A 26,915-nucleotide genomic window follows, 5' to 3' on the forward strand; every position below is an offset into this window, starting at 1 on the left:
TTATGTATGTTTAATGTTCAAAATCAACAGATTAGTGACAGTGGAAGAAATGTAAGCTCTGTTTTGAATATTGAGCAAGCTATTCAGTATTTAAATTCTTTGGGGAGTTGGGTAGGAAATGAGCCTTGGCTAGCAAACGTGTCAGAAGAATTAAATAAACGGTATAGAGAGCTAAGGAAGGACATAAGAGAAAATACTAATTCTTGGTCTTATTCACAGTATTATGAGCGTTTAGCTTACCACTATTATAACCTTGCGTGCTACTATAATGATGAGCTGTTTAATAAATATAAGGTTAACTTAGAAAGCGTAAAACAATGTTTAGAAAAATGTTTAGAGAAGCTTGCTGAAGTTTCTGGAGAAGGCTATTCAGACAGGACAAAAGAATTAAAGAATGATGCTGAAAAGTTTTTGACAAAAGTAAAGAAAATACATGAGCAGCAAGAAGATCTGCTGACAAAATATAGCACTTTTAATAAATTCAAAAAGTACACAAAATTATGTATTGTTTTAGGTAGTATAAATCAGGTTCCTTTGCAACAATGCTCTGCTGAGAATAGACAGCGGATTCAAAATATTCAGCTGTTAAAAGTCATTAATATGCTAGAAGATGCAATTACTGTACCTGAGTACAAAAATACTTTCATTACTGCAGAGCAGTCTGACTATTTAGGTCAAGTGTATCAATTGGCTGGCCAACCTGCACTGAGTATACGATATAAGAGAACTAGTGACAATCTCAAAAAAACTGTAAATGCAACGAAGGAACATAGTGATAAGAAACAGGAGATAAAAGATATTATTAGCAAAGAAGTTAAAGAGTATAGAAGTAATTTAGTACAAGTTAAAGATTATATAGAAGAAAGGCTTCATAGATCGCTTAGCACTATTGACAATGCTTATATTGAGAGAAAATATATAAAATATTGCGCAAGGCTTTGGCTACAAGAAACAACAAATTTACTAAAAGAACTGACTGAAAGTAAAAGCCGTACTGTTATTCAAGAAATTTTTAATTCACTAGATGACATACAGGGTTTTAGCCAGATTCCTAATCCTTTAAACCAACTTGAGTATTACACCCTTTTAATGGAGCACTATAAATTGGTTAGGAAAGAAGATGAAAAAGTTTTCATAAGTCGGTTTAAAAAAGAGTGCTTGGAACAAATAGTTGCCTATATTGATTCTGCTGAAAAAGAATTAGTTTTTCTAGAAACTTTTGTTGACTTTTTAAGTTCCTCTAAAAATCTTCAATCAATTATTGTTGAACTAGAATTAGAAGACTTTTGTCGTGGTGATTTATCGTTTGATAAGTTGATCAATAATATTATGAAGCTTGAAGTAGATACTTATGGTGAAAATCTTATAGTTTTGAAAAAAGTGACAGAAGGCTTAAAGGAGAAAGAAGATCTTTTTTTAATAGACAAGTTTAAGGAGGTTATAGGTGCTTATATAAAACCAGTAGAAGTACAAGAAAGAAGAATAGATGGTCGATTAGTTGTTGAAGTAACAGGTAAGAACATTGTTGTCAGTGAAATTTTATGGCAATTAGAAAATACACTTTCAGAGAATTCAAATATAGAGGAAGTACGCTTTGTTGGCGCTGATGTTATACATATTGATGCAGATTTTAAAAATAAAGTTTGGTACGGAAAGAATGTAGTTGTTTTAACCAAAACAATAAAAGTACATGATAAAGTAACCTGGAATGTATCTGGGAAAGATAACAATCATACCTATTCTGATAATGCAGGTACTGGAAAAGATGGTCATGGTAAACAAGGGGCAGATGGTTATCCTGGGGAAAGTGGTGGCAATGTCTTGATTCTAGTAGAGAAAATAGAAAATCCGGAAAATTTTACCATTATTTCAAATGGTGGTAAGGGTAGTAAAGGACAAGATGGTGGAAATGGAAGAGATGGTAAGGATGGAGTAGGTATTACAAAAGCAGACTTTGATAATGAATTTCCTTCAGTTGTTAAGCTTGCTGCTCCACCAGGAGTTAGAAAGGAATTAGTCTCAAAAACTATTAAGAACATAAAGAAAAATTCCTTAATGATAAAAAACGAATTGTATAAAAACAGTGAAGACAGTTCAGCAGGTAATATTTTTATAGAAGTAACAAAAAATCAAGGAAATGAGGTAATTTTTTCTTATTGTCATGGTAGCCTTTCATCGCGCTATCAAGCTTTTCTTCTCTATAAAGGATCATTAGGGCAACATGGAGGACATGGTGGAGAATATGGTTTAGGTGGTCAAGGAGGATATGCCGGAGAGATAATAGTAAGAAATCTAGAAAATAGCAGCAAGGAATTTGGCATTGTAAAAAATGCTACGCAAGTAGAAGAAGGAGAAAAAGGACAGGGAGGTCTACATGGTATCCATGGGAAAAATGGTTGGGATATGGGTTACTTGGACTATCAATCGTGGAAAGAATTTAAGTTTCGTGGTGGAGATCAAAACAGTAAATGTACACTAGAATATTATGATAAAGATAATGATCCAAGTGATCGAGTATGGTGTCCATATAAGGACAAATATGCTGGCATCAAGGCTACCAGTATTGAAAATAAAAAGCAAAAAAGGTGTGAAGAAAGAAAAAATACCAGACAAAACAATGACCGACAACATCACGCACAAGCTGTAAGGAAAAAAAACATTTCACAAAGTAGCATTTTAGCTAACTATTCTCATCATTTGAGCTCTATAGAAAGAAGTACGTTGCAGAATTTACAATCCGATTTAGAGAGTACTAAACAACATGCTTTGCAAGCAATTGTTGAAAATCAAGAGCAGCAGGAAAAGCAAACTACAGAATTAGGAATTAAGCGTCATTCTCCTTACCAGAACAAAAGTAAGCATCATAATGATATCTTTATTACAACATCTAGTACCACTTACAGAGAGACTATTGATGTTGAAAGTTTTATTGATAAGCTAAAAAAAGAACCATTGCTGCTAGACAATTGGTTTCAGTTAAAAAAGGCAGAACTTAATTTATCTCAGCTTAGTCAGTTATTTTTAGTTTTTGAAACCTTAAAAGGTAGCCCTCCTGAAACGAGTAGCTTACAAAATAATACAGAGCTACAAGACATAGAGAAGCTTTTGATTGATAAGTATAGACTTGCTACATTGCAAGAAATTGTAAAGCAATTACCACCTTATCAGGAGGTTACAAATAATGTAGAATTAACACCTGAAAATGCAGCAAGATATCTCATTGAAGCAAAAGGAAATGATAACAATATTTCTCACCATATTTTAGGAACTCTGAATCAATATCTTTATAAAAATAGTACAGAACAACATGAGAAAATTTCTAAATTCGGTAAAGAAGAATTACAGAATACAGAGAATAAAGCTTTAAAATACTCAATTAGAGCGTTTGTTTTAGAAGTAGGAAAATTAGAAGAGGAACATACAGATGTTAAAAAATATTATAACAAACATAAAAAATTTCTAAAAGATCAAGAACATAGTTTGAATATATTCTTTGAGGCGTTTAAAAGAGAGCTATCCCAGCCAAGACATGCAGAAGTATTTGGTTTATGGATTGAAAGTATTAAAGATAAATCTCTAAGAAGTAAGCTAGAAGAAAAAATACAAAAAGACGATTTTTTGAAGGCTCTTTATAATCGTTTTAATAATCAACTTAGACAAGAATATGATTGGAAAGAGTGTTGCAAAGATCAAGCTGTTCTTCAGAAATACGATGATTATATTCAAGAAAAAGGCTTATTATCAGAAAGCTATAGGGAATTATTAGCCTACATTTTCGATGTTAATATTAGATTATACGCTGAAAATCAAGATAATAAATTGTTTCTGCAAGGTGATCACAATCCTTCATCTAAGCAAATTATTCACATATTATGTAGAGATAATGAATTTATACAATTAAATATAGATGGAAACTACTTAAAGTTAGAGCAAGAGCGTAAGAAAAAAGATAATTTTTACGCAAGGATTCTTATAGAAATTGAACCATTTAAACAAAAACAAGAATTTGATAATTATTTAAAGAATAAAGCTTTTTTATCTAATAACAGTCCTTCAGAAGATGAACAATATTTTAATGAAGAGGAAGATATAGAAAAAATTATAGAATACTTTCCTGAAGGGGAAAAACAACAGTTAAAAGAGCGATTGAACAAAATTACATCTCAATATATTGGGCAGCAAGGAATTTTGCATAACATGTTGAAAAGCTTTTCTAGCGAAGGAAGACATGTATCCTCTCAAGAATTATATTGTTTAGTGAACTCAATTCTAACTTCTGTTATTGAAGATAAAAAAGAATTGAATATCTTTTGTTGGATAGTTGCAGCTTATCCTCAAAAGAGTTGGATAGATGAATTGATGTTATTACAACTCGAAGATTATTTCAAAAAAACATTAATAGAGAAACCTGAATGGAGAAAGTACTTATCGAAAATAGAAAGTAAGGACGTTTTACTGTTATTTAAAGTAAAGTTGGATCAACATAAATCAAGCAATCCTATTTCTACTCAATGCATTGAAGATATTCTGCATTTATTAAGTAATATTCCAAATGAAACAGTTAGTTTAGAAGGACTAGAGTTATCTGAGTGGCCTTATGCACTGAAAGAAAAATACTGGACATGCAAGCTATCAAAATTAGTAGATTGGCAAAAGGATGACTTACCAACAGCTTCTTACTATCTTTTATCTATAGAGAATATTTTTGGCGCTCTTTTATCGGAGAAATTTATAGAGGCTCTAGAAAAGAAAAAACAAGAATTGTCATCTGATAAGCTTACTAACATTTTATCTAATTTTCATAATGAAAAATGGAACTTAAGTACAGAAGAGTTAAATACCCTTAACAGTTGTAGAATTGATGATTGGGCACAGAAAATGCAGGAGAAGTTTACTGCTAATAAAGAAGAACGGAAGATAACTCAGTTAGTTGAACTAATTAAAAGTAATGCTAATACTTCGAAAGAAATTTTAAACAAATTGCCAAAAATTAAGAATTATATTGAAAGTATTGATAAGTATATAACTGCTGAAAAACCTATAGGTAGTTTTACGGAAGATGATATTAAAAATTGGGTAAAAGAATTTCAGAGCAATATGGGTAAAGGAAAGCAAGATGTAAAAGAGGAAATGCTTGCTGTAATATATAGAGCAATAGAGTTAAAAAAAGAATTAGAACTAAAAAGAGTATTTAAGCTTCGTGATACTCAAAAATTAACTGTATTGGCGTTATTGACAAATGATCGCAGCACCCTAGCACAAGTGTCTACTGGAGAGGGAAAATCATTAATTGTAGTAGCAGCATCAATTATGAAAGCACTTTGTGGAGAGAAAGTAGATGTTATAACTAGTTCTTCTGTATTGGCAAAACGTGATGCTGAGGATAATAGAGATATCTATAGTTTATTTGGTATTAATGTATCACATAACTGTAGTGAAGATATTGAAAAAAGAAAGGAAGCATATTCAGGTAATCAAGTGGTATATGGTGATTTATCTAATTTCCAGCGCGATTATTTATTAGATAAATTTTATGGGAAAAATATTTTAGGAGATCGTAATTTTAACAATGTAATTGTTGATGAAGTAGATAGTATGTTGCTCGATAAAGGTAACAATATGTTGTACTTATCTCATGATCTGGCAGGACTAGATAAGCTGGAATCTGTTTACATTTACATTTGGCAGTGGATTAATAGACCAGCTAGAGATAATAAAGAACTTTGCTATGCTTTTGATGCTAAAGCAATTAAAGAAGCAGTGATAAGTGACTTATATGGATTGGTGAAAAAAGAAGATATTGGAAAGCTTGGGTCTGAATTAAGCGAGCAGCAAAAAAATATTATGTGGGAACGTTTAATCAAAACTGAGATATTAGATGATCAGGGCAAATTGTTAAAAGGAAACATTAATGACAATGAACTTAATAAAGTACTTTCACCTGAATTTAATTGTTACAAAGATCGTTTTCTTTACCTTTTAAAAGAGTGCATTGAAAGAGAAAAATTTATACATGTTCCCAATAATCTCAGACCGTTTATTGAACAGCACTTAGAATCTTGGATTAATAATGCTATAACCGCGTTCTTCATGAAAGCAGGAGAGGATTATGTAGTGGATGTAGATAAAACCGGAAGTAGTCCAGATCGCAATCCTAATATTACAATTCTTGATAGAGATACAGGAACAGATCAAGCTAATTCTCAATGGGATGAAGCATTACACCAATTTTTACAACTCAAACATGGATGTAAATTATCTTTACAAAGCTTAAAAGCTGTTTTTATCTCTAATGTTTCTTTCTTTAAATTGTACAGTAACTTATATGGATTAACAGGCACCTTAGGGTCACAGAGAGAAAGAGATTTATTGCAGGAGATACATGAGGTAGACTTTGTAACTATCCCTACAGCCAAGTCTAAGCAATTTCGTGAGGAAAAACCTATTCTTTGTACTGGCAAAGATGAATGGATAAAGCGCATATGTAATGAAACAAAAAGGCTAACTGAGGAAAAAAAACGATCTGTTTTAATCATCTGTGAAACAGTAAATGATGTAGAGACTTTATACAAAGCTTTTGGAGGAAAGGATGCAAAACATGTTCATACATATACAAGAGATTACGAAGAGTTTGATAAAGGGTTTGAAATTGTTCAAGGTAACAAAGAGCTGGGGCAAGGACAGATTATTATTGCAACGAACTTAGCTGGCCGTGGAACTGACATAAAAATTACAGAAGAATTGAGGAAAGCAGAAGGATTACATGTTTGTTTAACTTACCTACCTAGCAATATTCGAGTTGAACAGCAAGCATTTGGGCGAGCAGCAAGAAGTGGAGACCAGGGTTCTGGTCAGTTAATCATCATGGATTCAAAAGGACAAGAATATAGTAACTCAAAAATACTTGATTTAAAGAAAGAGCGTGATGTGGAAGAATTACATCGTATATCTGACATTAAAGCTTACTATGATACTCAGATTACTATGGAAGAAAGCTGTTTTAAAGCATTCAAAGAGCAGTACGAACAATTGAAGAAAGACCTTGATGATAAAAAAGTACCTACTGAAGTTAAAGAAATTTTATTGCAGAGTTGCTTGGACAAATGGGCTTTCTGGTTAGATGAACACACTAAATATGTAAGAAATTTGACAGGTGAACAGGATAAAAGAAATCTTTACAACCTACTGGACAAATTTATCTCACGATTAAAGAATTTAGACACTGGGTATAGCGAAAAGTGGTTACCTTCGTATGAAGGACCTCCAACTCTAATTATTGAATATGATAGCACAAACTGGTTAGCCTGGGTTAAAGAAAATCCAATTCAAATGATTAAACTTGGAAAGTATCTCTCTCAAAATGAGGAACATAAAAATGCTCATAAAAATGCCCTTGAGCTGTTTGATGAGGTGATTAAAAAAGAGCCATATTTTTCTGAAGCAGCACGTTATTACAAGGCATTTGCATTAGTAAAGAAGGTTGATTTAGAACAAAAGCCTTTAAAAGAAGAAGATGAGAAAGTTTTGAAAGAATTTAAGCAAGAATTGCGAGAAGCTGCAAGGCTTTTAGATGAGCATAGTAAATTTGCTATCAATGCAGCAGGTATTATTGGTAAGATTAAGAAGAATAATAACGAAAGTATCATTCAAATCGACGCTTATGAAGAACAGCAAAAGAGCTTGGCTAACCTTTGTTATATGTTTTCACGGTCTATAGATGATATTTTTGGACACACTATTACTCCACAATCTTTTGCTAATAATGATATTAAGGAAGAGCTGGCTGAAAGTCTATATAAGGATCTTCTTGAAAAGGGCATGCTAAAAAAGCCGAGAGTAAAAAAGAGCATTTCTGAAGAAGAGCTAAAAGTGATCAGTGCTGGCTATGGAGTATCAGTTGAAACATTAAAAATTTTTCTTTCCAAATATGAAGGGAAGGAAATTAATGAGAAAGAATTTCAAAAAGAATTAAAAAAAGAAGTACAATTGCCTAGCAGAGAAGCATTTTGGAAGTCATTGATTAAACAAAAAATCTTAAATGAAGAAGTTAAGTGTGTTGTAGTTAATAATGAAAAATTGAAAGAAACAGATCCTTCATTATTGGATCATCTGACTGGAAAAATAAACCAAAAAGAGTTAGAAAAGCAAACTCTAGAGCTCAATAATGAACAGATTCTTTTAAATGTAGAATGGGTTACACAACAGAAAAATAAAGGTAATATTTTTAAAAAAGATGATTTTATAAAGATTGTAGGCAAAGACAAATATAAAATATTGAAAGAGAGAGGAGTACTTTCATTTAACAGAAAAGCGCATATAGACCAAAGTAAAATTGAATCTATGACTTTTCCTTGTTACGATTCCATTACTCTGGAAGACTTTACTAAAGTAAATATCACTAAAAGTGAAGCTGAAAAAATTTTAGCAGAACTAGCTAAACAAAAGGTCATTGAAAAAAAGGATGGCTCAGAAAATAGTGCTTATGGACTAAAGATCAAATTTGATGAAATCAAACAAGTTCAGCTTTCTTTCTGTCCAGTTTATGAGAATGTCCTAAAAGGACTATTATCTACATGTTTTACCTATAGAATAGCCCTTCAAAAAATTGCAGTGCAGCTAGAAGAAAAAAACTTTCCTGTTCGTCTGCAATTAATAACAAAACCACATCAAAGTTTAGTCTTGGAATTATTAGAACAGAAAATTATCAGACCTACTATGGTAGCAACTAAAGATGAAGACTTAGAGGAAAAGTTGAAGAGTATATATAGTCAAAAAATGACTAAAGATAATTTTAAATGTATACTTTCTAAAAGTACACTCATTCAAGAAGAGTGTATAGAAAAGCTTTTTGGCTTCTTGGTTGAGAAAGGATGGATTACCCAGTACGATCCAATGCAGTCTATACAAGATGAGGGTATTAGCAAGGAAAACATTAAAAATGCTGGCAAATCTTTAGTACAAGATCTTTATTATATTAATAGCCCTGACAAAAGACAAAAACCTTTAAACTTTTTTCCCGAAGGAAGCCATGAAAACGTACTGACCAAGTTGCAAAGTATTGATAAAATAGTGGAAAAAGTTTTAGACAATCAATTACAACTAGCGAAAAAAGATACAATTAAAAATATTGTTAGCACCTTGAAAAGATCAAGAAGTTCATTGAAAGCTTTAAAGGTTCCTGATAGTAAACTAAAATCTCTAACTGAGTTTTGTGGTCAAGGTGAATTTGCAAATATAGAGGAAGTGCATGTCTTTTTTCTCAATGGATTAGATCAACTTTTACAATTAGAAGAGAAGAAATGGACACAAGAAATGCTTATCAACACTGTAGCAGTAACTGCTATGGGAGTAAGCCAAATAGCTGTAGGTACTGCTATAGAGTTATATTCAGTGGGTATTATGACCCATGTTGGTGCTGCATTTGTTAGCGAGGGTGTAAATGATCTCTTCTTTGCAGCAGGTGCTTTAAAATCAGGCCATTTTAGTTGGGAAGATTATAGACAACATAAGCTTGAAAGTTTAATGATGACAGCTGTTACTGTTGGTATAGGAGCTTATCTTTCAAGAGGTGCTAAGGTATCACGTTTTGGTCATAAACTAGCTGGACCTAATTTTGAATTTGGTAAGAAAGTAGCAGAAATGTCCGGAACTCAGCTGATTCAAACTGCAGGTTGGAAAGTAGTAGGAAAAGAAGTTGCAAAGCGTATTACATTAAAAACTATAGAAGGGTTAGCGCTTGGCTTAGCTAATGCAGGAGTTGATACACTCGTTGAAAATTACCTTCAAGCACTATGTGAAGGCATAGCCTCTGATATTTTGTCAGATATTGAACGCGAAGTAGAAGAACATAATATCTCTATAAGTTTAGAAAAAGCCTATAAAGTATTAGGAAGAGAAAGAGCAGAAAAAGTTATAGGTGACTTAACTAAGAGTGTCTTTACTAGGCAAAGTTATGTGGAAGAGTTTTTACCTATTGCCAACAAGATAGCTAGTAGTGTAACTCAAGGAATTGCAGAAGCTGTTAAAAAAAGAAGCAAAACAAGTAATAAGCTGGTATTACCTATTCATGCTATTAGTAAGATAATGGTTTGGTCAGAACGTTCTGTTCAGATTGCCAATATAATAGTGATTACTAATAATCTTTTAGGTAACTTAGATCAGGAAATAAAAGGTAGACTAAATAAGCTGGAAAAAGACTTAGAACGCAATCAAAAACAAGAAGTGGAGAAAGATTATGAGAGTTTTAAAAAAGGAGTAATTGATCAGTGGAAATCATTGCTTCGCGAAAAGGCTGGGCAAATTATAGCACGGCATATTGTGAGCCCTGTCCTTAAAGAAGGCGCTAATCATCTGGTTAGATGTATTGGAAAAAAAGTGCAAGAAGCATATCAGTCTTACAAAGAAAGTGGGTATTTTGAGCGCTTTGAAGGATTGAAACAGGAGCACAAGGAAAAGCTACAGAGTGAACAACAATGTGACAATACATCTAAAACAGAAAACCATATTACGGAAAAATATCATAAAGATTTGCGAAAGTTGATGATTAAAACTAGAAATCCTGACTTGCTCGCAGATATAGTCCGAGAAAACATTCCAATGGATATGATATGTGTTAGTGCGTGTACTCAAGTAGTATATAAGATACTAAAAGAGCAGAGAGTTGTAATTTCAGGACTAACCATTATTGTCGAAGGAGATGGTGGTATAAGACAAGAATTTTCCTCTATGTCTGAAGGATCAGAAAGGATAATTATTCCACTTGAGCTCAAAGATAATCATTTTGAGTTTTGTGGAAGCATCACATCAGAAAACAATAGAAGTAGTGAATCAAAAAATAATTGCTTATATGAGGCTTTATCAGAAGCTATACCTGAATTAAAAAATATAATATCACCAGAAGGATTCAGAGATAAGGTAGCTGATTGTATTAAACATGATAAAGGAATACGGTATCACATTCAGCAAGGCTGGCACCGGCTTCCTATATCTCTTGGTGCGTTTGGTGGTAAGCGTTACATTTCTGTACCTACTAGCACACTAAATGAACAAGCAGAAAATCAATCGCCATATCAACATTCTAATTCCAGAGGGGAATGGAAATTTGATAAAAATAAAGACGTAGACTTACGGGAAGATAGGGTGCTAACAAATAAGGAATCTCATCTACAACGTGCTAAAGCTTACAATGAAGCTCTTGATAAAATTAACCAAGCACTTTCTAATATTGGTAAAAAACGTATATCTGTTGATCCCACAAATTTTAAGGCAACAAGATATGATACAATACTATGTACTGGAAAATTCGGTAAAATAGACATAGCACTATATCCAGTAGAGATGGAAGCTACAGTTGAAATATGGGTTCGAGATATTAAAGAAAACGTGAAATATACATTAAGAATTGACGTTGATAACCCTATAATTGAATCAGATTTACAGGGACCACATGGTCCTCATGTTGGATATGATGTTATCCGCCATAATAAACAAGCCCCTGAAGGAGTTACTGGACATATACTTATAAATCCAGCGGAAAATAAAAGACTTCCTGATCGAAGCCGCAGTCAATATAGTATTGATGATAATAGTATACCTACGATACCTATAACAAGAGTATTTTTTCCACCCAATAAGCCTAACACCTATCTAGAAAGAGTTGAAACAGGAAACATATCTCAAATTAACAACAGAGATGAAATTAGAGGTCGTTCATACCCAAGCCCAGATTTTTGAGATACAAATTTAAAAAATATTTTCCTTTTTAAGTTTTTTGATCTTGCTAATAGGTAATTCAGTAGCTTAGAACTTGATTTTCATTGACATTAAACTAATCAGAATGAGAATTGGAAGTATGGCAATAATTCTTTTAGATACAAAAACTATAAACCGTATAGCAGCAGGAGAGGTAATAGAGAGGCCAGCAAGTGTAGTAAAGGAATTAGTGGAAAATGCAATAGATGCTGGAAGTTTAGAGATAGAAGTCAAAATAGAAAGTGGTGGGCGTAACCTTATAACTGTGACAGATGATGGAAATGGAATAGAAAAGGACGACTTAGAACTAGCATTTATGAGGCATGCCACTTCAAAATTAAGCGATAGTGAGTTAATAGAAATCAAGCACCTTGGGTTTAGGGGAGAAGCTTTACCTTCAATTGCAGCAGTAAGCAGAATGAAATTATCGTCTAAGGCAAGTGGAGCAAAGGAAGCATGGTCTATAAGGTATGAGGGAGGAGAAAAAATAAGAGAGATTACCCCTTGTTCTTTGTTGCAAGGTACATATATTGAAGTTCGTGACTTATTTTTTGCTACACCAAATAGACTAAAGTTTCTAAAAACCGAAAGGGCAGAAACACAAAGTATTGTTGATATTGTGAATAACTTAGCGATGATTAATTATAGTATTGGGTTTACTCTCACTTCTGGTAATAAAAAGCTCTTAAAATATGTTAAGCAAACTTCGCTGTTCAACAGATTATGTGAAATAGAAGAAGAATTTCAAAGCAATTCACTGGAAGTTAAAGAGGAAGAAGAAGGCATCAAACTTAAGGGACACATCTGTAAACATAATGTCAATCGTGGCAACTCAACTCAGATTTATACGTTTGTTAATGGAAGGCCAATAAAAGACAATCTACTTGTTGGTGCAATTAGATATGCGTATCACGATTTTATTCCAAACAATAGGTATCCTTTTGCAGTGTTGCATTTAGAAGTACCATATGACCAAGTAGATGTAAATGTGCATCCAAATAAATCGGAAGTAAGATTTCAGAATAAAAGGCTAATATATGAAATAGTGAGAAGAGGGATAATAAAAACACTATCAACGAGATTTGCAGCGGGTGATCAAGGTATTGAAGAGGAGCTAATTTTTAATGATAGTAAAAGCCAAGAGCAGGTTGATAGTCAAGAGAAAAAAGATCAAAAAGAGTTTTATGAAAAGAGACCAAGTCTTTTAGAAAATCGTCTAATGAAAGAATTCAATGCACCAGATGAAAGAAGGCAAAGCTTACCAGAAACTTTTAAGTATGGAGAATCCCCACCCCAAAAGGGAACGATGGTTTTAGAAAGGAAGCAAATTGATTTGGTAGAGGATCATCCCCTAGGATATGCACGTTGTCAGGTCCACAATACTTACATTATTGCTGAGGCTGGAGATAGGCTGATTATAGTAGATCAACATGCAGCCTATGAGAGGTTGATATACGAGTGCTTAAAGCAAAAATCAAGCATAAAAAGACAAAAACTTCTTCCTGAAACAGTTGAAATTAAAAACCAAGCTGGAATGGGGATGGTTAAAACTTATAAAGATGAGCTTTTTGAAATGGGTTTTGATATTGAAATACAATCAGAAGATAAAGTAACGATAAAAGAAATACCTGCAATCTTGGGAACAATAGATATAAAAGAGATGCTAGTTGATATAGTAGATAAGTTAATGGAAATGGAAGATACGTTGCCAATAGAGGATAAGGTGAATAAAATATCAGCCACAATCGCTTGCCATGGAGCAGGAAGAAAAATGAAATTGGAAGAGATGAATGGGATACTAAGACAAATTGAGAAAACTCCATATTCTGGTCATGAAAGACCAACTTATATAGAAATGAAACTAATTGATATAGAAAAATTGTTTGAAAGGAGATGAGTTCAGTTTGTCAAAAAGGTTCCCAATTAAGTATACGTAACAGCTCTTCTGGTTATGGAGTATAAAATGTGAAAAAAGAGAATAAATGCTCTAATTTTTTAGATTACAAAGTAATAGGACAGGAAGTAAGAAATCGTAGGTTAGCAAAGGGATATACTCAAAAAGATTTAGCAAAAAAAATCGATACAACATATCAGGTAATACTGCAATATGAAAAAGGAACACGCAGAATTTCAATTAAGAAGTTATATGAATTAGCAGAAGCATTATCAACAACTGCTAGAGATCTAGCTTGCGGACAAGAAGTATCAAATGAGGAAAGGTATGAGGAAGAAGAGATATTAAATCTAGTAAGAAGACATAAAGAGATTAAGGACCAAGAATTACGTGAAACGTTTTATTTATTAACTAAATTCATCCGTATTAGTGAGGAAGAAAGTGGAAAGGCAGTAAAAGTAGAGGTGGCAAAGGGTTTAGTTAAGGAAGGAGTTTCTGCTCATGTTATCTCTCAAACGACCAGTTTATCTATTGATGAATATGATAATGATGAGAAAAAAATTTCTATTCCGTATAAAGTAGGTCAAAGAATAAAAGAATGGAGATTGATACGAGGATACACTCAAGAAGATTTAGCAAGCAAAGTGGGCGTAATAAATCAAAGAATATATGAATATGAACAAGGACGAGCTGCTGTTTCACTTGAAATGTTAGATGAAATAGCAAAGATGCTATTAATTAATATTACAGATCTGCTTCCAGAAACAAGAGAAAATGAGAATAGTGAAGTGGAACTATCAAGGTTAATAGAAGAATACAAAAAGATTAAAAGCCAAGAATTACGTCATGTACTAATAAAATCTCTGTTTGAAAGCATACAAGTTTGCAAAGAGAAAGTGAAGAGAGTAGAAAAGATGAAAATTGCAAAGAATTTAGTTAAGGAAGGAATTTCTATCAATATTATTTTAAAAACAGTGGGCATCTCTTTAGACGAAATTCAACAAATTTAAAATAAAAAATCAGTATCTATTAATATCTTTACTTTTTGATGAAAAAATAAGTAAAAAAGATTGAAAAATTGATTTGACTTCACTCAAAAGCTATGGCCTTATGCCAATGCTGACAAAAAACAGCAGTAAATATATAAAAACATTTTGTTATTAGTGAAGGGTAATTTTTATGAATAATAAGAAAGATCGTAGAGAAGAAATAGAATTCAGAGCATTAGAAAGCAACGGTAAAGCACTACTTGATCGTGAAGTAATAGAAACGTTTCTAAGTGCAGTGCATGACAGGGAAGAAGCTCGAATTATTGCTAGAAAGCTAATAGATAGTTTTGGAATAGGAGGAGTTTTAGGCCAGGAAATAGATGACTTGAAAACTATAGAAGGGATAACTGACTCTACAGTAGCAGTAATTTTATGCCTAAAGGAAGCTGCAAAGAGAGTACCAAGAGAAGAGTTAAAGAAAGGACCTGTAATGGATAACTTGGAAACCATAGTAAAATATTTGAGGGTGAGTATTGGTTATTCAGAGGAGGAAAAGATGAAAATAATATATTTTGATCAAAAGTGCCGTTTAAAGGGGGAAGAAGTGTTCACTGGTACAGTGGATAAGGTACCTTTTTACATAAGAGAAGTAACAAGAAAGGCATTAATAAGAAAAGCGACGTCAATAATAATATCGCATAACCACCCAGAAGGAAGGTTAAAGCCATCTGATGAGGATCAAGCTGTAACTAAAGACTTGGCTGAAGCTTGTCAGACTATAGGGATTAGGTTACTGGATCACATTATCATTACAAGTGTTGGATATTTTAGTTTTAAAGAGCAAGGACTGTTATAAAGCAGATATTTGAAGATTTTCATGAGTTGTTTAACTACTTGAATGAAGAAAGTATTTGCAAGTACATTAACCATTGCTTATAATTAATGAGAAAGTATATATTGAATTAATAATAAAGTAATAAAGTCGGTTGTAGACTTAGTAAAGTATATTTAATAGCGGAGGCTAATATGAGTAATAAAATAATTGTACCTTTTGATGATCAAGAAGGAGGTACTTACGAGTTAAACATTGATCTTGATAGATTATCAAAAGGTGAGGTGTTAAATGCTATTGTAGGAATAGGTCGTACTAACACCTTTGTAAGCAAAATTAATAAGGCTAAAAAGCCTGAGGAAATAGCACCTTTCCCTGGTAGAGAAGTTCGCGAAAACAAAATCAACTGTGGGAAAGGATTTGACTATGTTTATGGCACAAAACCTGTAAGTGATCAAGAAGATAAAAATCCATTTGCTTCAGCTTTGAAAAAAATAAAGCCAAGTGCAGAAAAGTTGAGCTGGTTTAAGAGTGCTGTGGTAAGAGCAAAAAGTCCAAATGAACTGCACAAGGTTGTAGACGAAGCACTAGCTGCTGGAGCAAGGCTAAATGCATGTAATGATGGAGAGTGGAGCTTCGCGGAATATGTGATACTGGGCACACATTTTCATAAATTTGATAAGGCTGATCGTAAAAAGCTAATACGTAAATTAATGCTAAACGGTGCAGAGTTTCATGATACTTTATTGGAGAATAAATTGATAGGTGAAATCTATAATGAGCTACAACCAGAAGTTCAGCCACATATAGATGAGAGACTAGAAGAACTAGAGAAAGCTGGCGAAAGTGCTGTGCAAGAAGGAGAATTAATAGATGTTGAAATAGATAATACAACATCGTATATAGAATTTTCTGGGGATAGCAAGGTAGAGGTAGCCAAAATACTGGAAGCAAAAAGAGAGCTAGGAAGTAATATTTTAAAAATTGGCAATGATGCAGTTGAGGTTAAAAGTGAGAAGGGAGGTATAAGAAACTATATCGATATGTCAGATGGAAGCTCTATTATATTAGAATTTCCTACAAGCATTGGTAAGCTAGATATTATATTGTACCACGATGTAAAAAAATATGATCAAGTACAAGTCAGAGTAGAAAATAAGGAAATGTGGTCTAAATTACAAGAAAGAGGCGAAGAAATAGGAAAAAATTGTCTTTTTGCTGGAGTAAAACTTAAAGAAGCAGTAGAAAAGGGAAGTTTTATGAGATGTGGCATATGGAATAGCAAGCAGCTTATGAAGGAGGTTGATAGCCCAAGTGAAAAATTGTCTTCATGGGTAGATAAAGTACGTGAAAATAGTAAAGAAACTTTTAGGGGGCTTTAATTCATTTATTTTAAGGTTCCAGAGTCTACCATTATATCTGGAGCCTTTGAGCTATAGTAGAAAATATTATATGTATGGTTCTTTGTATGGAAAAAAGTCTAGACTGTGAGGTAGGGCAAAAAGTAAAAAATTGGAGGTTAGAGAGAGGGTATACTCAGAAGGATTTAGCGGAGAAGGTTGGTGTAAAGTACTGGGCAATACTGCAATATGAAAAAGGGAGTCGTAAAATTCCAATTAAGAAATTATATGCTATAGCAGAAGCATTATCAGTAAATGTTAAAGGTCTAGTTTGTGGAGAGACGCTACCAAATGAAAAAAGATATTTTGAAGATGAAGAAATATTAAATTTAGTAAAGGGTTATAAAGATAAAGAATTAAGCGAGGTATTTTATTTATTAACCAAATTTATTCGTTTGAGTGAGGAAAGAAGCAGAAAAGCGGTAAAAATAGAAGTAGCAAGGGGTTTGATGAAAGTAGGAGTTTCTGCTCATGTTATCTCTCGAACAACTAACTTATCTATTGGTGAGTATGAGGAGAACAAAATTCCGGTTCCATACAAAGTAGGGCAAAGGATAAAAGAGTGGAGATTGATACGAGGATATACACAAAAAGATTTAGCGAATAAAGTTGGCATAACAAATCAAGGAATATACGAATATGAACAAGGGAGAGCTGCTGTCTCACTTGAAATGTTAGATGAAATAGCAAAGGTATTATCAATCAGTATCATAGATCTACTTCCCGAATCAGATGAGGATAGTGAAGCGGAAGAAAAGCTATCAAAGTTGATAGAAGAATACAAAAAGATTGAGAGTCGGGAATTACGCGATATGCTAATCAAGTCTTTATTTGAAGGTATACATGTTTATAGAGAAAAGGTCAGAGAGGAAAAGAAGATTGAAGTTGCAAGGAATTTAGTGAAAGAAGGAATTTCTGTTGATATTATCTTGCAAACGACAGGCTTATCAAATTATATGATTGAGAAATTTTTGTGATTTCATAAAAACTTAGCCAATAGTGGATTTTTTTGTGATAGAATATATGTTTGCTTCTGTAGGAAAAACAGCTTTTAGAGGATTTATCTATGATAATTCAGAGCATATTGGCTCAGTAAGCTACGAGCTGGGGAAAAAAATAGAAGGTTGTAGGATAGTACAAGGGTATACTCAGGCAAAATTAGCAAGCAAAATTGGTTTAACATATAAGGAAATACATAACTTTGAACTAGGGTGCAAGGCTATTACAATCAAAGAATCGTATATAATAGCAGGAGCATTGTCAGTTAATGTTATAGATCTACTTCCAGGACCAACAGTACTAAGAGAAAACAGTTGGTATGAAGATGAGGATAAAGAAATAGTCTATCTAACAAAAATACATAGAGAAATTAAGGATCAGGAATTACGCAAGAAGCTGTATCCATTAGTAAGGTTTGTATATATTAGCGAGAAAATTAGCCAAGAAGAAGCGAAAATAGAAGTAGCAAAGAATCTAGTGAAAGAAGGAGTTTCAGTTGATATTATTTCCCAAGTGACTCGCTTATCTACTTATGAATATGATGATATAGAGAAAGAAATTTGTACTGATTCTATACTCTACAAAGTGGGGAAAAGGATAAAAGAGCAGAGATTAATACGGGAATACACTCAGGAGGACTTGGCAAATAAAATCGGTTCAACACCTAAAGAAATACACGACTATGAACGAGGATATACAGACATTCCAATTGAAATATTATATAAGATAGCAAAGACATTATCAGTTAACATTAAAGCTCTTGGACTAACAGAATATGAAAATGAGCCAGTTTTTGGGTTTATAGGTAAATGCGAAAAAATTGAGGATCAAGAATTACTGGATACGGTAGCCAGATCTTTATCTGAAGGAATGCAAACTGGTAAAGAAAAGGTTAAAAAAGCAGAGAAAATCAAGATTGCAAAAGATCTAGTTAAGGAAGGTGTTGCTATTGATATTATTGTGCGAGCAAGTGGCCTAACTGCTGATGAGTTGGGTGAGTGTGAAAATTGAATATGTTTAAGATATAAGTAAAGTTAGTTAATGATTTAACCAGCAGAATTTGCTAACCAACTTTTTTGGCTCAGTTGAATTTTGCTTGGTATAAATTAAGATATGGAATCGCAAAGTTTATCTATTAATTTCTGGTTGTCCTCTATCATTGCATTTGCCTCTTGCTGAAGAGATTTGATATTTTTGAGTGTAATATTGTCCATCTCAGTCGATGCTACTTTCAATTGCGATTGTATTCTTATATATTTATCGTCTATTACTTGTTCTAGTTGATAATCAACGCAATCCAATCCAGAGGCAAACATCACATTCAGTAGTGGCTTGATCCACCCTATTTTGCCAAATTTCCTTGAGTTAGCATACTTTATACTTCTATCTGTTCCACCAGTGCCTATTGATAGCAGTATAATCTCATCATTTAGAAATAACCTCTTGCCACTTGCATATGCACAAGCCGCTGGATTATTGGCAAACACTCCACCATCTATCAATACTCTCTCTGTTTGGCTAATTTTCAGACGTTTTGGTGTGAAGTACGTTGGAGCAGCTGTTGTAGCTCTGAGTGCATCTTTCAACTTAATGTTTTTTTCTTTCCAACTTTTGAAGAAAAATTCACAACTATTGTGAATGTCATAACTGGTGAGTAGTAGATTACTCGCAACATCGGCCATAGTACTTTCACCAAAGTATTTGTTGAGAATAAATTCCATATTTCTATATGAGTACTGAGAACCACTCAGCCAAGAAGCAATTGATTTTCTCCAAAATGATGATTGAAAGATATATGCTCCATACTCTTGGTAAAGTTCAACCAAATCATTGGCAGAGTATTGAAGTTTATTGCTTTTACAAAGTCCAGCAACAATAATCCCACCGGTTGAGGTTCCTGCCATTAAATCAAAAATCTGGGAAATTGGCTTTTTTGTCCTAGATTCAATTTCTGCTAGAATAATGGCAGGTATTATCCCTCTAATGCCACCTCCATCTACAGATAAAATGTACTTTGTCACTGTAAAATTTATTTGTGTTTGTGAATAGCTTCAAGTTCGTTGACTTCTTCAGTGAGGTTTTTCACTCTCTCTTCAAGTCGATAGACTATTTCGATTAGTCCTTGGTTTTTTTCTATAAATTTATCATGGATGTGTACACGTAAGTCAAGTTTTGCCAACCACCATATGAATCCTACAGTCTGTAGAACTATTGTTATTATTACCGCTATTGGGATTTTTTGCTTTTTCATGTGAAAATATTAACTTGTTATGGATAGTTTTAGAAGTTTATATACAGATTATAGAAAACTTACAGCTTTAGTGATTTCTTTCTATTGATTTGTATCGATCCTCTGCTTCTGCAAGTAGCTTTATTATTTCTCTGTAAGGTTTATCTTTGTTGTGCCTTGATGCCATTACAGCTATTCTTCTAGGGCTTTTTCCATTGCTATCCTTTATGTTAGGATTCGCTCCTTTTTCTAATAGAAACTCAACGATTTCTAAATAGCCTTGATCTGCAGCAGAATGTAGCGCTGTCCATTTAAATTTATTAGTAGCATTAATATCAATACCATCTTCTACTAAAAACCTTACGATTTCTAAACATCCTTCTCCTGCAACATAACGTAATGATTTTTCACCAATACTTATATTATCTTTTATCAAGGATTTCACAGTTTCTAAGTCACAGTTCTTAGCTGCGATTTCTAATGTGGCGCTGTAACTCTCATCTCCTTTTTTAAACAAGGAAAAATATATAACCACAATACACACCGTTAGCACTATAAGAAAAATTAATCCATCAAATTCTCCTTGACGTATAATTGAATTTTTATGAAAAAGCCTTCTTACATTTCTGCTCATGTAGTACTGCAATAATTATACCCATCTAGAATTAAATAATCATTTGCTTAAGTTTCACTTAAACAGCTTTGCTCACTGTTGCCTCTACTATAGTTTGATATCCCCTATTATTGAGAATATGTTCTGCCTTGCTAATTATCCATTCACCTTCAATTTCCTGACAAAATCCTGAAAGACTGATCTTAGCTTCTGCAAATAATTCTGGATTACCAGGAACAGTTACATTTAAATTTGATGTACTACGTTTTAATTGTCTTAACTTAGCTGCTGCTGCACTAATTGCTGATTCTGCAGTAGAGTAAAGCGTTTGCAGAGTATAACTTGGACCCTCATTTCCCACTTCCTCTTCTATAGTTTCTCCCTTTTCATAACTGTGCCATTTTGCAATAACAGATCCATATTTGTTACGCACATTAAAATTTACCTCCCAATTTATAACATCTTTAGGTGTAAGTACTGTTGTGCCTAACATCTTTCCAGTTGCTGATCTTGCTTCTCCCTTTGGAATAAAAATTATATATCCTCCTGCTGGTTTTACTAGTGCATCATATTTTTTCCCTAATCCTTCCAAAAAACTCATGTCGCTTTCTTCTGCTTGGATGATATGTGGTACAAATATATTTTCAAATCTTTCAGCGACTTTACTTTCATACCCATGCTTTTGTGCTATTTCTTTAATTAAATCTCCTAAGGTAATGTCCTTCCATTCCTTTGATTTTCTTTCCTTTAATGATCCTCTTAAACTTGCAGCATCACATTTTATTCTTAAAGTTTGTGGTGGACTTTGTATTGTAATTTGATTTGCCTTATATACTCCCATAGGTAGTAAACCTGTTTCTTTATATCCGAGAAAAATTTGTAAATTACCCTTAAGTTCTAAAGCGCTAGAGCTATAACTAATATATATCTCGGCTTCGTCACTTGTAGTACCGGATCCATCAGTTACACGTAGTGATATTAAACTCTTTTTTAAAACCTCTGTTACTGGGTTATTTTTTGCTACTATATCAAAATCTGGTGTCATTCATCTAAAATATTTATAACAGATTCTTTCAATATTCTCTGAATTTTAGGAAGCTTAATTTTTAATCCAGCGGGCAAAAAACTTCCATGTTCTACAAGTCCTGGATTTTTAAGCAATACTTCCTCCACTACTCCACTACTGTATCCATAATGTTTCCAGCAAATTTCATCTAACATTTCGTTTTCTTTAGTGTAATAATAAATCACTTGCTGTAACTTTTTAACTTCAAAATAAACTCAACTTTTCTTGGTTTTCCATCAGGAAAAAATAATATCTGTTTTTCTTCTACATTAGTAGTGACAAAATTTCCAAGCACATTTCCTGAATTATCAACTAGAACGTGTGGTTCTTGAGTATCACGTATATTTTTTAGCTGTTCTAAGCCATTACTCTGATAATGTGGATAAATCACTCCTGTCAAATCAATACATTCAATTCCTGAGCCAATGTTTTGTAGCGACGTTTTTTCAATACATTCAATTGTATACCACCTTTCTTCTTTAATGTATCTTAGGCTTGTTAGTTCAAGCTTACATTTCCCAAGCAACATTAATGCAACTCTTCAACTATATCAAAAAGTGCTCCACGTGCTTGTTCTCTAAACCTTTCTATTACTGCATCAGCAACACTGCGCACATCTTCAGACTTAATGTTGATATTAAACGTTTGATAGAATGCTTGGTTATATACTTTCGATTCCCTATTTTCATATCTACTTTTCTTGAATGCTTTCTCAACTTCTTCTTGTTCTATAGCTCTTTTTTCTTCTATAACACTTTTAATTTTAAAATTCTCAAAATTGCTTTTGCTATTTTCTGAAAATTGTTTAATAGCACTATTATTTGTCAATGAGGTTCCGTTACTGAAAATGCTATTTTTAGAAAGCTCATTAACAACATTTCCATTATTTTCAAATTTTCTAATCGGACTATTCTCAGCAAATATACTACTTACTGTATTTCCCATCCATGAAAAAGCTTCTCCTATAGGTTTAATGAGTGATTTCCAAAAGCTAGAGAAAAAGTCTTTCACTTTTTGCCAGTTAGTGATAACAAGAGCTGCACCAGTGACAAGACTTGCTACTAAAAGTCCAATCGGGTTACTCATTACAGCAAACGTTATTGCTCTTAGTCCTGTTATTACTGCAGGAAAAACTGTAGCTGATAAAAATGAAAATACTCCAAGTAGGTTTGCTTTCAGACCAAAAATCGTACTTCCTAGCAATGTAAATCCGTATCCTAGTCCTACTGCTGCAATTTTTAAACTTATCAAAGCTGCTAAAGTACTCATGATTGCCGTAGTTAAAGTTGGATGTTTTTCTGCAAAAGAAGCTATACGCTCTGTTATTGTTTTCAAACTTCCAGCTACATAATTTAAAGTAGGTAACATTACTGACCCTAGATTCATGCCAGCTTCAAATACTGCATTTTTAAGTAATTGTAATTTATTAGCTGTAGTATTTGCCCGATTGTTAAATTCGTCCTGCATTGAAGCGTTATATTTTTCTTTATCAGCTAAATGTTCAATAGCTTTCTTGTAAATGTCTAAGCTTCCTACTAAAAGAGCAATGTCATCTTGAAACCCAGCACCAAATAGATTCATAAGAATACCGGCACGCTCTTGATCATCTATTTCTTTTAAAGTTTCAAGAAATTGCAATATTGCCTCTTGAGGATTTTTTTTAATGGTTTGTTCAAGCTCTTCTATACTTGTTCCCATCTCATCTAATGCATCATGAAATTCAGGACTTTGCTCTCTTGCAGTCTGTAGTTTACTAAGAAAGTTATTTATAGCAGTTGCTGCTTTTTCAGGTTGTTTACCTAAGCTTATGAACGCACTTGCTAAGCTACTTGCTTGATCAATTTCTAAACCAAACTGTTTAGCATTACCACCAATTCTATTCAGTGTAAGAACCATTTCCTTAGCTTTGGCAGCAGTATTATCTGAAAGATGGTTTATTATGTTACCTACATTTTCCATACCATCAACTTTAATTCCATAGACATTGGATATTTTCGCAATAGCATTACCAGCTTCTTCTGAAGACATGTCAAACGCTGTGGTCATTTTAGCAACTACTGTTGTAAACTTCATAAGATCATCTTTGTCAATACCAAGTTGACCACCACTTGCAGCTATTTGTGCTAATTCTGCAGCTGACAAGGGTATTTCACGAGATAATTTCTTTAATTCTTTAGCAAACTTTGATGCTTCATCTTTAGTATCATTTTGCACAAATTTTACTACTTTTTTTACATCAGCCATAGCACTTTCAAAATCAATCGCAACCTTGATCGGAGCTGCAAGCGAAAGACCTAGTCCAATAGTCTCTATAATTTGTGACTTAAAATGTGCTTTGCTTGCTAAAAAACTTTGGTGATTACGTATTGCAGACCCAAGCTTACCATACTTACCTTTTAGCGCTTCAACAGATGAGCCAAGTTTATATTGATTACTTACTAATGACTTAATATTTCTTCCACTTTTTCTTACTTCTTCATTAAATGAATTCAAAGCATCTCTCTTTTTCAAATATGCTTCTTTTGCTTTTGTTGCAGAAAACTTAGCTTTATCAAACTCAGCTTTTAAAGTTTTGCTTGGTTTCTCTATTGCTTTCATTTGTTTAGCTAAAGATTTTACCTGATCTTCAAAGCCCTTCCACGACCTCCTGCTAGTCAAAACATCACTACCCAACTGCTTAAACTTTGATACTGATTTTAAAGATGAATCAAGCTTTCTTATATTCTCACCAAGATAAGTAAGTTGATTACTACTGCCCTTTATTACAGTATTAAAACTGCCATCAAGTACCGCACCTATTTTTATCGATAATACTGACATTTGAACTTCCTAGCTAATTTGCTCCATAAAATAAACTCACTAATCTCCATATCAAGAATGTGCTCAACTCCACCACCTATGATAGAGCCAAGCACTAGTATTTCTAATCTCAAGTTTTTTGGATAATCGGTGAAAAAAAATCCTTTAATACTTCTTGAATTTTCACATAATCAGCAATATCTAACTCTTCAATTGCTTCTTTTGCAACTGATGTCAAATTGGCAGTCAAAGTTACTTCCTTATTTAGGTCACTACCATTAATGCGTTCTATTGCCAAGTAGTCTCTAACTTTTGGACGTCTAATGGTAAGTTCTGAGACAGAAATTCCATCTACTGTTATTGGATTATTAAGTGTTATAGCTTGCATATTCCTCCTTAAAAAGCTAATTAAATAAAAGTCTATATCGGCTTTTACATAACTAATTTCTTTGTATGGTGCTATAAATAGGATTAGCTTTGATAAGAATCTTTCCTATGTTCAATTGAAGTAATAACTACTGTATGCTCTGGCGCATCTATGTAATAAAGTATACGGTAGGTACTTACACGTAGACTACGTTGCCCGCTTAAGTTGTGCTTTAATGGCTTTCCAAGTCCAATTGGATCAGCTGTTAGACGCTCCATTATTGCCTTCTTAATCATTAACTTTACTTTTGCTGGAAGAGCCGGAATGTCTTTCTTTATAACAGATTCTGAATAGTCTATATTGTAAGGCTTAATCCCAGAAGGCATCTTGATGTTTAACCCTCTTTTCTTTATAGCGTTCGTCAGCAATCTTAGATAATTCCATATCTTCAATTTCTTCTTCCATTAATTCAGTTAATAACTTTAAAACGGACTTGTCTTGAGATTGTGCTACACTAACAAGTAAACCAGTTAGCTGCTCTATGGAATTTGTATGAGCTTTAGAATCCATATTAACTATATACCTACAACTTCTTATATTTTAACATTTTTATGTAATTTTGTCAACCATATTAGATCCCTAGAATCGTTTGTAGCAAGGCCATTTGATCAACACCATTTATCTTTCTTATCATATTTTCAGCATCGATCTCTATCAGTTCATTACCACCTATGGTAAGTTTATAGTAATGAGCAGCTACAGTACACTTCAGCGTTGCTTTTTCAGCAGGTTTCCAGTTACCAAAATCAAATTCTCTGAATATGCCCCTAAGGTTGATTATTACTCCTTCAATATCGTTACTACCACTTCCTTGCATTCCACCTCTGAGTGTCAAAGCTACTGAATTCCCATTTATCAACCCAAATAGCCGAAAGAGTTCTGTGTCGTATTCAGCAAAAGTAAAGTCTGCTTCAAGCTTTTCCATGCCCATGTCAATATTTATTGGAATATCCATACCACCAGCACGGTACTCCTCTGTTTTTATTGTAAGCTTTGGTAGCGTTATTTCATCTATTTTCCCTGCATAGCCTCTACCATCAACAAATACGTTAAAATTTCTCAATATTTTGGGTAACACTTCACTTTCTCCTAACTTATTACACTATTATTTACAAGATGGGATCTGAATATTATTTGCTCAGCTGGATATGGCGGTGTAAACTCAAAATCAAAAGACACTTTTCCGCTTGCAATATTTGCCGGTGTATTGAGTTCGGGAGTTGCATAACATTTTCCACTGATAATCGCTCCTTGTGCTTTTAAATTGGCCAAATAAGAATTTACCCCCTCAATCACATCATCTATATAGGTTTTGGTAATATTGCGATCAACTGCCCATAAATGAGCTCGAAGTAAACTATCGTTAATTAAATCTGCAGTCCTTCTCACTGACAAAAAAGCCCATTTTGAGTCATTTGAACATGTCCTATTTCCCCAAAGCCTATAGCCATTTTGATGAATTATCGTTGTTACTTCATTTTCATTTAAGTGGTTTGCTCTGCAATTTGTATTACCGAGAGTAAAATCAATAGGCCTGCTTGTTCCAACAATACCGTTTATTTCTTTATTTGAAGGTGAGTGCCAGAAGCCTTGCTCGCTGTCTATCTTAGCTATTAAACCAGCTACAAATGGACTCGATGGCAAGATTTCTTCTTTTCCTTCAATAAATAACTTAATCCATGGGTCAACCACGTAAACTCTTGAGCTGCGTACACTTTTTCTCCATTTTATTGCTTCTTCATCATTGGTATTTGGTCCATCTGCTACTATTATTGCTCTTAGCTTTTCTGCTATAGGAATTAAAGCGCTAACCACTGGATTTCCAGCATCTCCAGATAATTGATGAGTAAACTGAGGTGCAATTAGTATTCTTGGCGCAACATGAACTATACTTTCACTACTGAGGAACGCCTCT

The 26,915-nt window shown here is 33.3% G+C and carries 19 protein-coding genes; 7 read left to right on the plus strand and 12 right to left on the minus strand.

The genetic code is table 11. The features are described 5' to 3' along the window. Window positions 1-6: 6 nt before the first annotated feature. The 7 genes from LEM02_RS03075 to wmk (LEM02_RS03105) all read left to right on the plus strand — a co-directional run bounded on the left by LEM02_RS03075 (window position 7) and on the right by wmk (LEM02_RS03105) (window position 18,876). Window positions 7-11,733 (plus strand): DEAD/DEAH box helicase, encoded by an 11,727-nt coding sequence (locus LEM02_RS03075; protein WP_226079668.1) that lies wholly within the window; start codon window positions 7-9, stop codon window positions 11,731-11,733. A 118-nt stretch (window positions 11,734-11,851) separates the two neighbouring features. After that, entirely contained in the window at window positions 11,852-13,648 is a 1,797-nt protein-coding gene (mutL, locus tag LEM02_RS03080) for a DNA mismatch repair endonuclease MutL (protein ID WP_226079670.1), read from the plus strand. A 68-nt stretch (window positions 13,649-13,716) separates the two neighbouring features. Next, window positions 13,717-14,655 carry a WO male-killing family protein Wmk gene (wmk, locus tag LEM02_RS03085; protein ID WP_226079672.1) on the plus strand — a complete coding sequence of 313 codons (939 nt, stop codon included), beginning with the start codon at window positions 13,717-13,719 and terminating at the stop codon, window positions 14,653-14,655. Window positions 14,656-14,824: 169 nt separating this feature from the next. Then, a complete protein-coding gene (locus LEM02_RS03090; RefSeq protein ID WP_226079674.1) occupies window positions 14,825-15,490 on the plus strand; it encodes a JAB domain-containing protein in 666 nt (221 codons plus the stop codon). Window positions 15,491-15,660: 170 nt separating this feature from the next. After that, window positions 15,661-16,848 (plus strand): hypothetical protein, encoded by a 1,188-nt coding sequence (locus LEM02_RS03095; RefSeq protein WP_226079676.1) that lies wholly within the window; start codon window positions 15,661-15,663, stop codon window positions 16,846-16,848. Window positions 16,849-16,934: 86 nt separating this feature from the next. Continuing rightward, on the plus strand, window positions 16,935-17,843 hold the full coding sequence (wmk, locus tag LEM02_RS03100; RefSeq protein WP_006013992.1) for a WO male-killing family protein Wmk: 909 nt from the start codon (window positions 16,935-16,937) through the stop codon (window positions 17,841-17,843). Between the two features lie 46 nt (window positions 17,844-17,889). Next, entirely contained in the window at window positions 17,890-18,876 is a 987-nt protein-coding gene (wmk, locus tag LEM02_RS03105) for a WO male-killing family protein Wmk (protein ID WP_226079678.1), read from the plus strand. A gap of 95 nt (window positions 18,877-18,971) precedes the next feature. Here wmk (LEM02_RS03105) and LEM02_RS03110 read toward each other — a convergent pair whose 3' ends face one another. From LEM02_RS03110 to LEM02_RS03165, 12 genes are all read right to left on the minus strand, one after another. Continuing rightward, the gene (locus LEM02_RS03110) at window positions 18,972-19,886 is read right to left on the minus strand and encodes a patatin-like phospholipase family protein (RefSeq protein ID WP_226079680.1); all 915 of its coding nucleotides are present in this window, start codon (window positions 19,884-19,886) and stop codon (window positions 18,972-18,974) included. An 8-nt stretch (window positions 19,887-19,894) separates the two neighbouring features. Next, window positions 19,895-20,116 (minus strand): hypothetical protein, encoded by a 222-nt coding sequence (locus LEM02_RS03115; protein WP_015589022.1) that lies wholly within the window; start codon window positions 20,114-20,116, stop codon window positions 19,895-19,897. A gap of 67 nt (window positions 20,117-20,183) precedes the next feature. Continuing rightward, window positions 20,184-20,729, minus strand: coding sequence for an ankyrin repeat domain-containing protein (locus LEM02_RS03120; protein ID WP_214303457.1), 546 nt, complete (start codon window positions 20,727-20,729; stop codon window positions 20,184-20,186). A 58-nt stretch (window positions 20,730-20,787) separates the two neighbouring features. After that, on the minus strand, window positions 20,788-21,753 hold the full coding sequence (locus LEM02_RS03125; protein ID WP_226079683.1) for a phage late control D family protein: 966 nt from the start codon (window positions 21,751-21,753) through the stop codon (window positions 20,788-20,790). After that, window positions 21,750-21,959, minus strand: coding sequence for a tail protein X (locus LEM02_RS03130; RefSeq protein ID WP_226079685.1), 210 nt, complete (start codon window positions 21,957-21,959; stop codon window positions 21,750-21,752). The genes LEM02_RS03125 and LEM02_RS03130 overlap by 4 nt, the downstream gene beginning before the upstream one ends. After that, the gene (locus LEM02_RS03135) at window positions 21,956-22,303 is read right to left on the minus strand and encodes a phage tail protein (protein WP_226079687.1); all 348 of its coding nucleotides are present in this window, start codon (window positions 22,301-22,303) and stop codon (window positions 21,956-21,958) included. Before LEM02_RS03135 ends, LEM02_RS03130 begins: the two co-directional genes overlap by 4 nt. Next, complete coding sequence (locus LEM02_RS03140; RefSeq protein WP_226079689.1) at window positions 22,303-24,594, minus strand: phage tail tape measure protein; 2,292 nt, start codon at window positions 24,592-24,594, stop codon at window positions 22,303-22,305. The genes LEM02_RS03135 and LEM02_RS03140 overlap by 1 nt, the downstream gene beginning before the upstream one ends. Window positions 24,595-24,703: 109 nt before the next feature. Then, the gene (locus LEM02_RS03145; RefSeq protein WP_017532593.1) at window positions 24,704-24,961 is read right to left on the minus strand and encodes a phage tail assembly protein; all 258 of its coding nucleotides are present in this window, start codon (window positions 24,959-24,961) and stop codon (window positions 24,704-24,706) included. 83 nt (window positions 24,962-25,044) lie between these two features. Then, complete coding sequence (locus tag LEM02_RS03150) at window positions 25,045-25,326, minus strand: type II toxin-antitoxin system RelE family toxin (RefSeq protein ID WP_143688798.1); 282 nt, start codon at window positions 25,324-25,326, stop codon at window positions 25,045-25,047. Beyond that, a complete protein-coding gene (locus tag LEM02_RS03155; RefSeq protein ID WP_007303020.1) occupies window positions 25,310-25,510 on the minus strand; it encodes a hypothetical protein in 201 nt (66 codons plus the stop codon). The genes LEM02_RS03150 and LEM02_RS03155 overlap by 17 nt, the downstream gene beginning before the upstream one ends. A 61-nt stretch (window positions 25,511-25,571) precedes the next feature. Further along, window positions 25,572-26,078 (minus strand): phage major tail tube protein, encoded by a 507-nt coding sequence (locus tag LEM02_RS03160; protein WP_226079690.1) that lies wholly within the window; start codon window positions 26,076-26,078, stop codon window positions 25,572-25,574. 11 nt (window positions 26,079-26,089) lie between these two features. Then, window positions 26,090-26,915 (minus strand): phage tail sheath family protein (locus tag LEM02_RS03165; RefSeq protein ID WP_226079691.1); only part of this gene is annotated, 826 nt, incomplete at its 5' end.

Origin of the sequence: Wolbachia endosymbiont of Tribolium confusum (assembly GCF_020405475.1) — a bacterium.
In the GTDB taxonomy this organism is placed as follows: Bacteria; Pseudomonadota; Alphaproteobacteria; order Rickettsiales; family Anaplasmataceae; genus Wolbachia.

Excerpts from the sequence above, each read along its gene's own strand:
- LEM02_RS03075 (WP_226079668.1), top strand. The coding sequence starts at position 7 with ATGTTTAATGTTCAAAATCAACAGATTAGTGACAGTGGAAGAAATGTA.
- mutL (WP_226079670.1), top strand. The coding sequence starts at position 11,852 with ATGGCAATAATTCTTTTAGATACAAAAACTATAAACCGTATAGCAGCA.
- LEM02_RS03090 (WP_226079674.1), top strand. The coding sequence starts at position 14,825 with ATGAATAATAAGAAAGATCGTAGAGAAGAAATAGAATTCAGAGCATTA.
- LEM02_RS03095 (WP_226079676.1), top strand. The coding sequence starts at position 15,661 with ATGAGTAATAAAATAATTGTACCTTTTGATGATCAAGAAGGAGGTACT.
- wmk (WP_006013992.1), top strand. The coding sequence starts at position 16,935 with ATGGAAAAAAGTCTAGACTGTGAGGTAGGGCAAAAAGTAAAAAATTGG.
- wmk (WP_226079678.1), top strand. The coding sequence starts at position 17,890 with ATGTTTGCTTCTGTAGGAAAAACAGCTTTTAGAGGATTTATCTATGAT.
- LEM02_RS03115 (WP_015589022.1), bottom strand. The coding sequence starts at position 20,116 with ATGAAAAAGCAAAAAATCCCAATAGCGGTAATAATAACAATAGTTCTA.
- LEM02_RS03120 (WP_214303457.1), bottom strand. The coding sequence starts at position 20,729 with ATGAGCAGAAATGTAAGAAGGCTTTTTCATAAAAATTCAATTATACGT.
- LEM02_RS03125 (WP_226079683.1), bottom strand. The coding sequence starts at position 21,753 with ATGACACCAGATTTTGATATAGTAGCAAAAAATAACCCAGTAACAGAG.
- LEM02_RS03135 (WP_226079687.1), bottom strand. The coding sequence starts at position 22,303 with ATGTTGCTTGGGAAATGTAAGCTTGAACTAACAAGCCTAAGATACATT.
- LEM02_RS03140 (WP_226079689.1), bottom strand. The coding sequence starts at position 24,594 with ATGTCAGTATTATCGATAAAAATAGGTGCGGTACTTGATGGCAGTTTT.
- LEM02_RS03145 (WP_017532593.1), bottom strand. The coding sequence starts at position 24,961 with ATGCAAGCTATAACACTTAATAATCCAATAACAGTAGATGGAATTTCT.
- LEM02_RS03150 (WP_143688798.1), bottom strand. The coding sequence starts at position 25,326 with ATGCCTTCTGGGATTAAGCCTTACAATATAGACTATTCAGAATCTGTT.
- LEM02_RS03155 (WP_007303020.1), bottom strand. The coding sequence starts at position 25,510 with ATGGATTCTAAAGCTCATACAAATTCCATAGAGCAGCTAACTGGTTTA.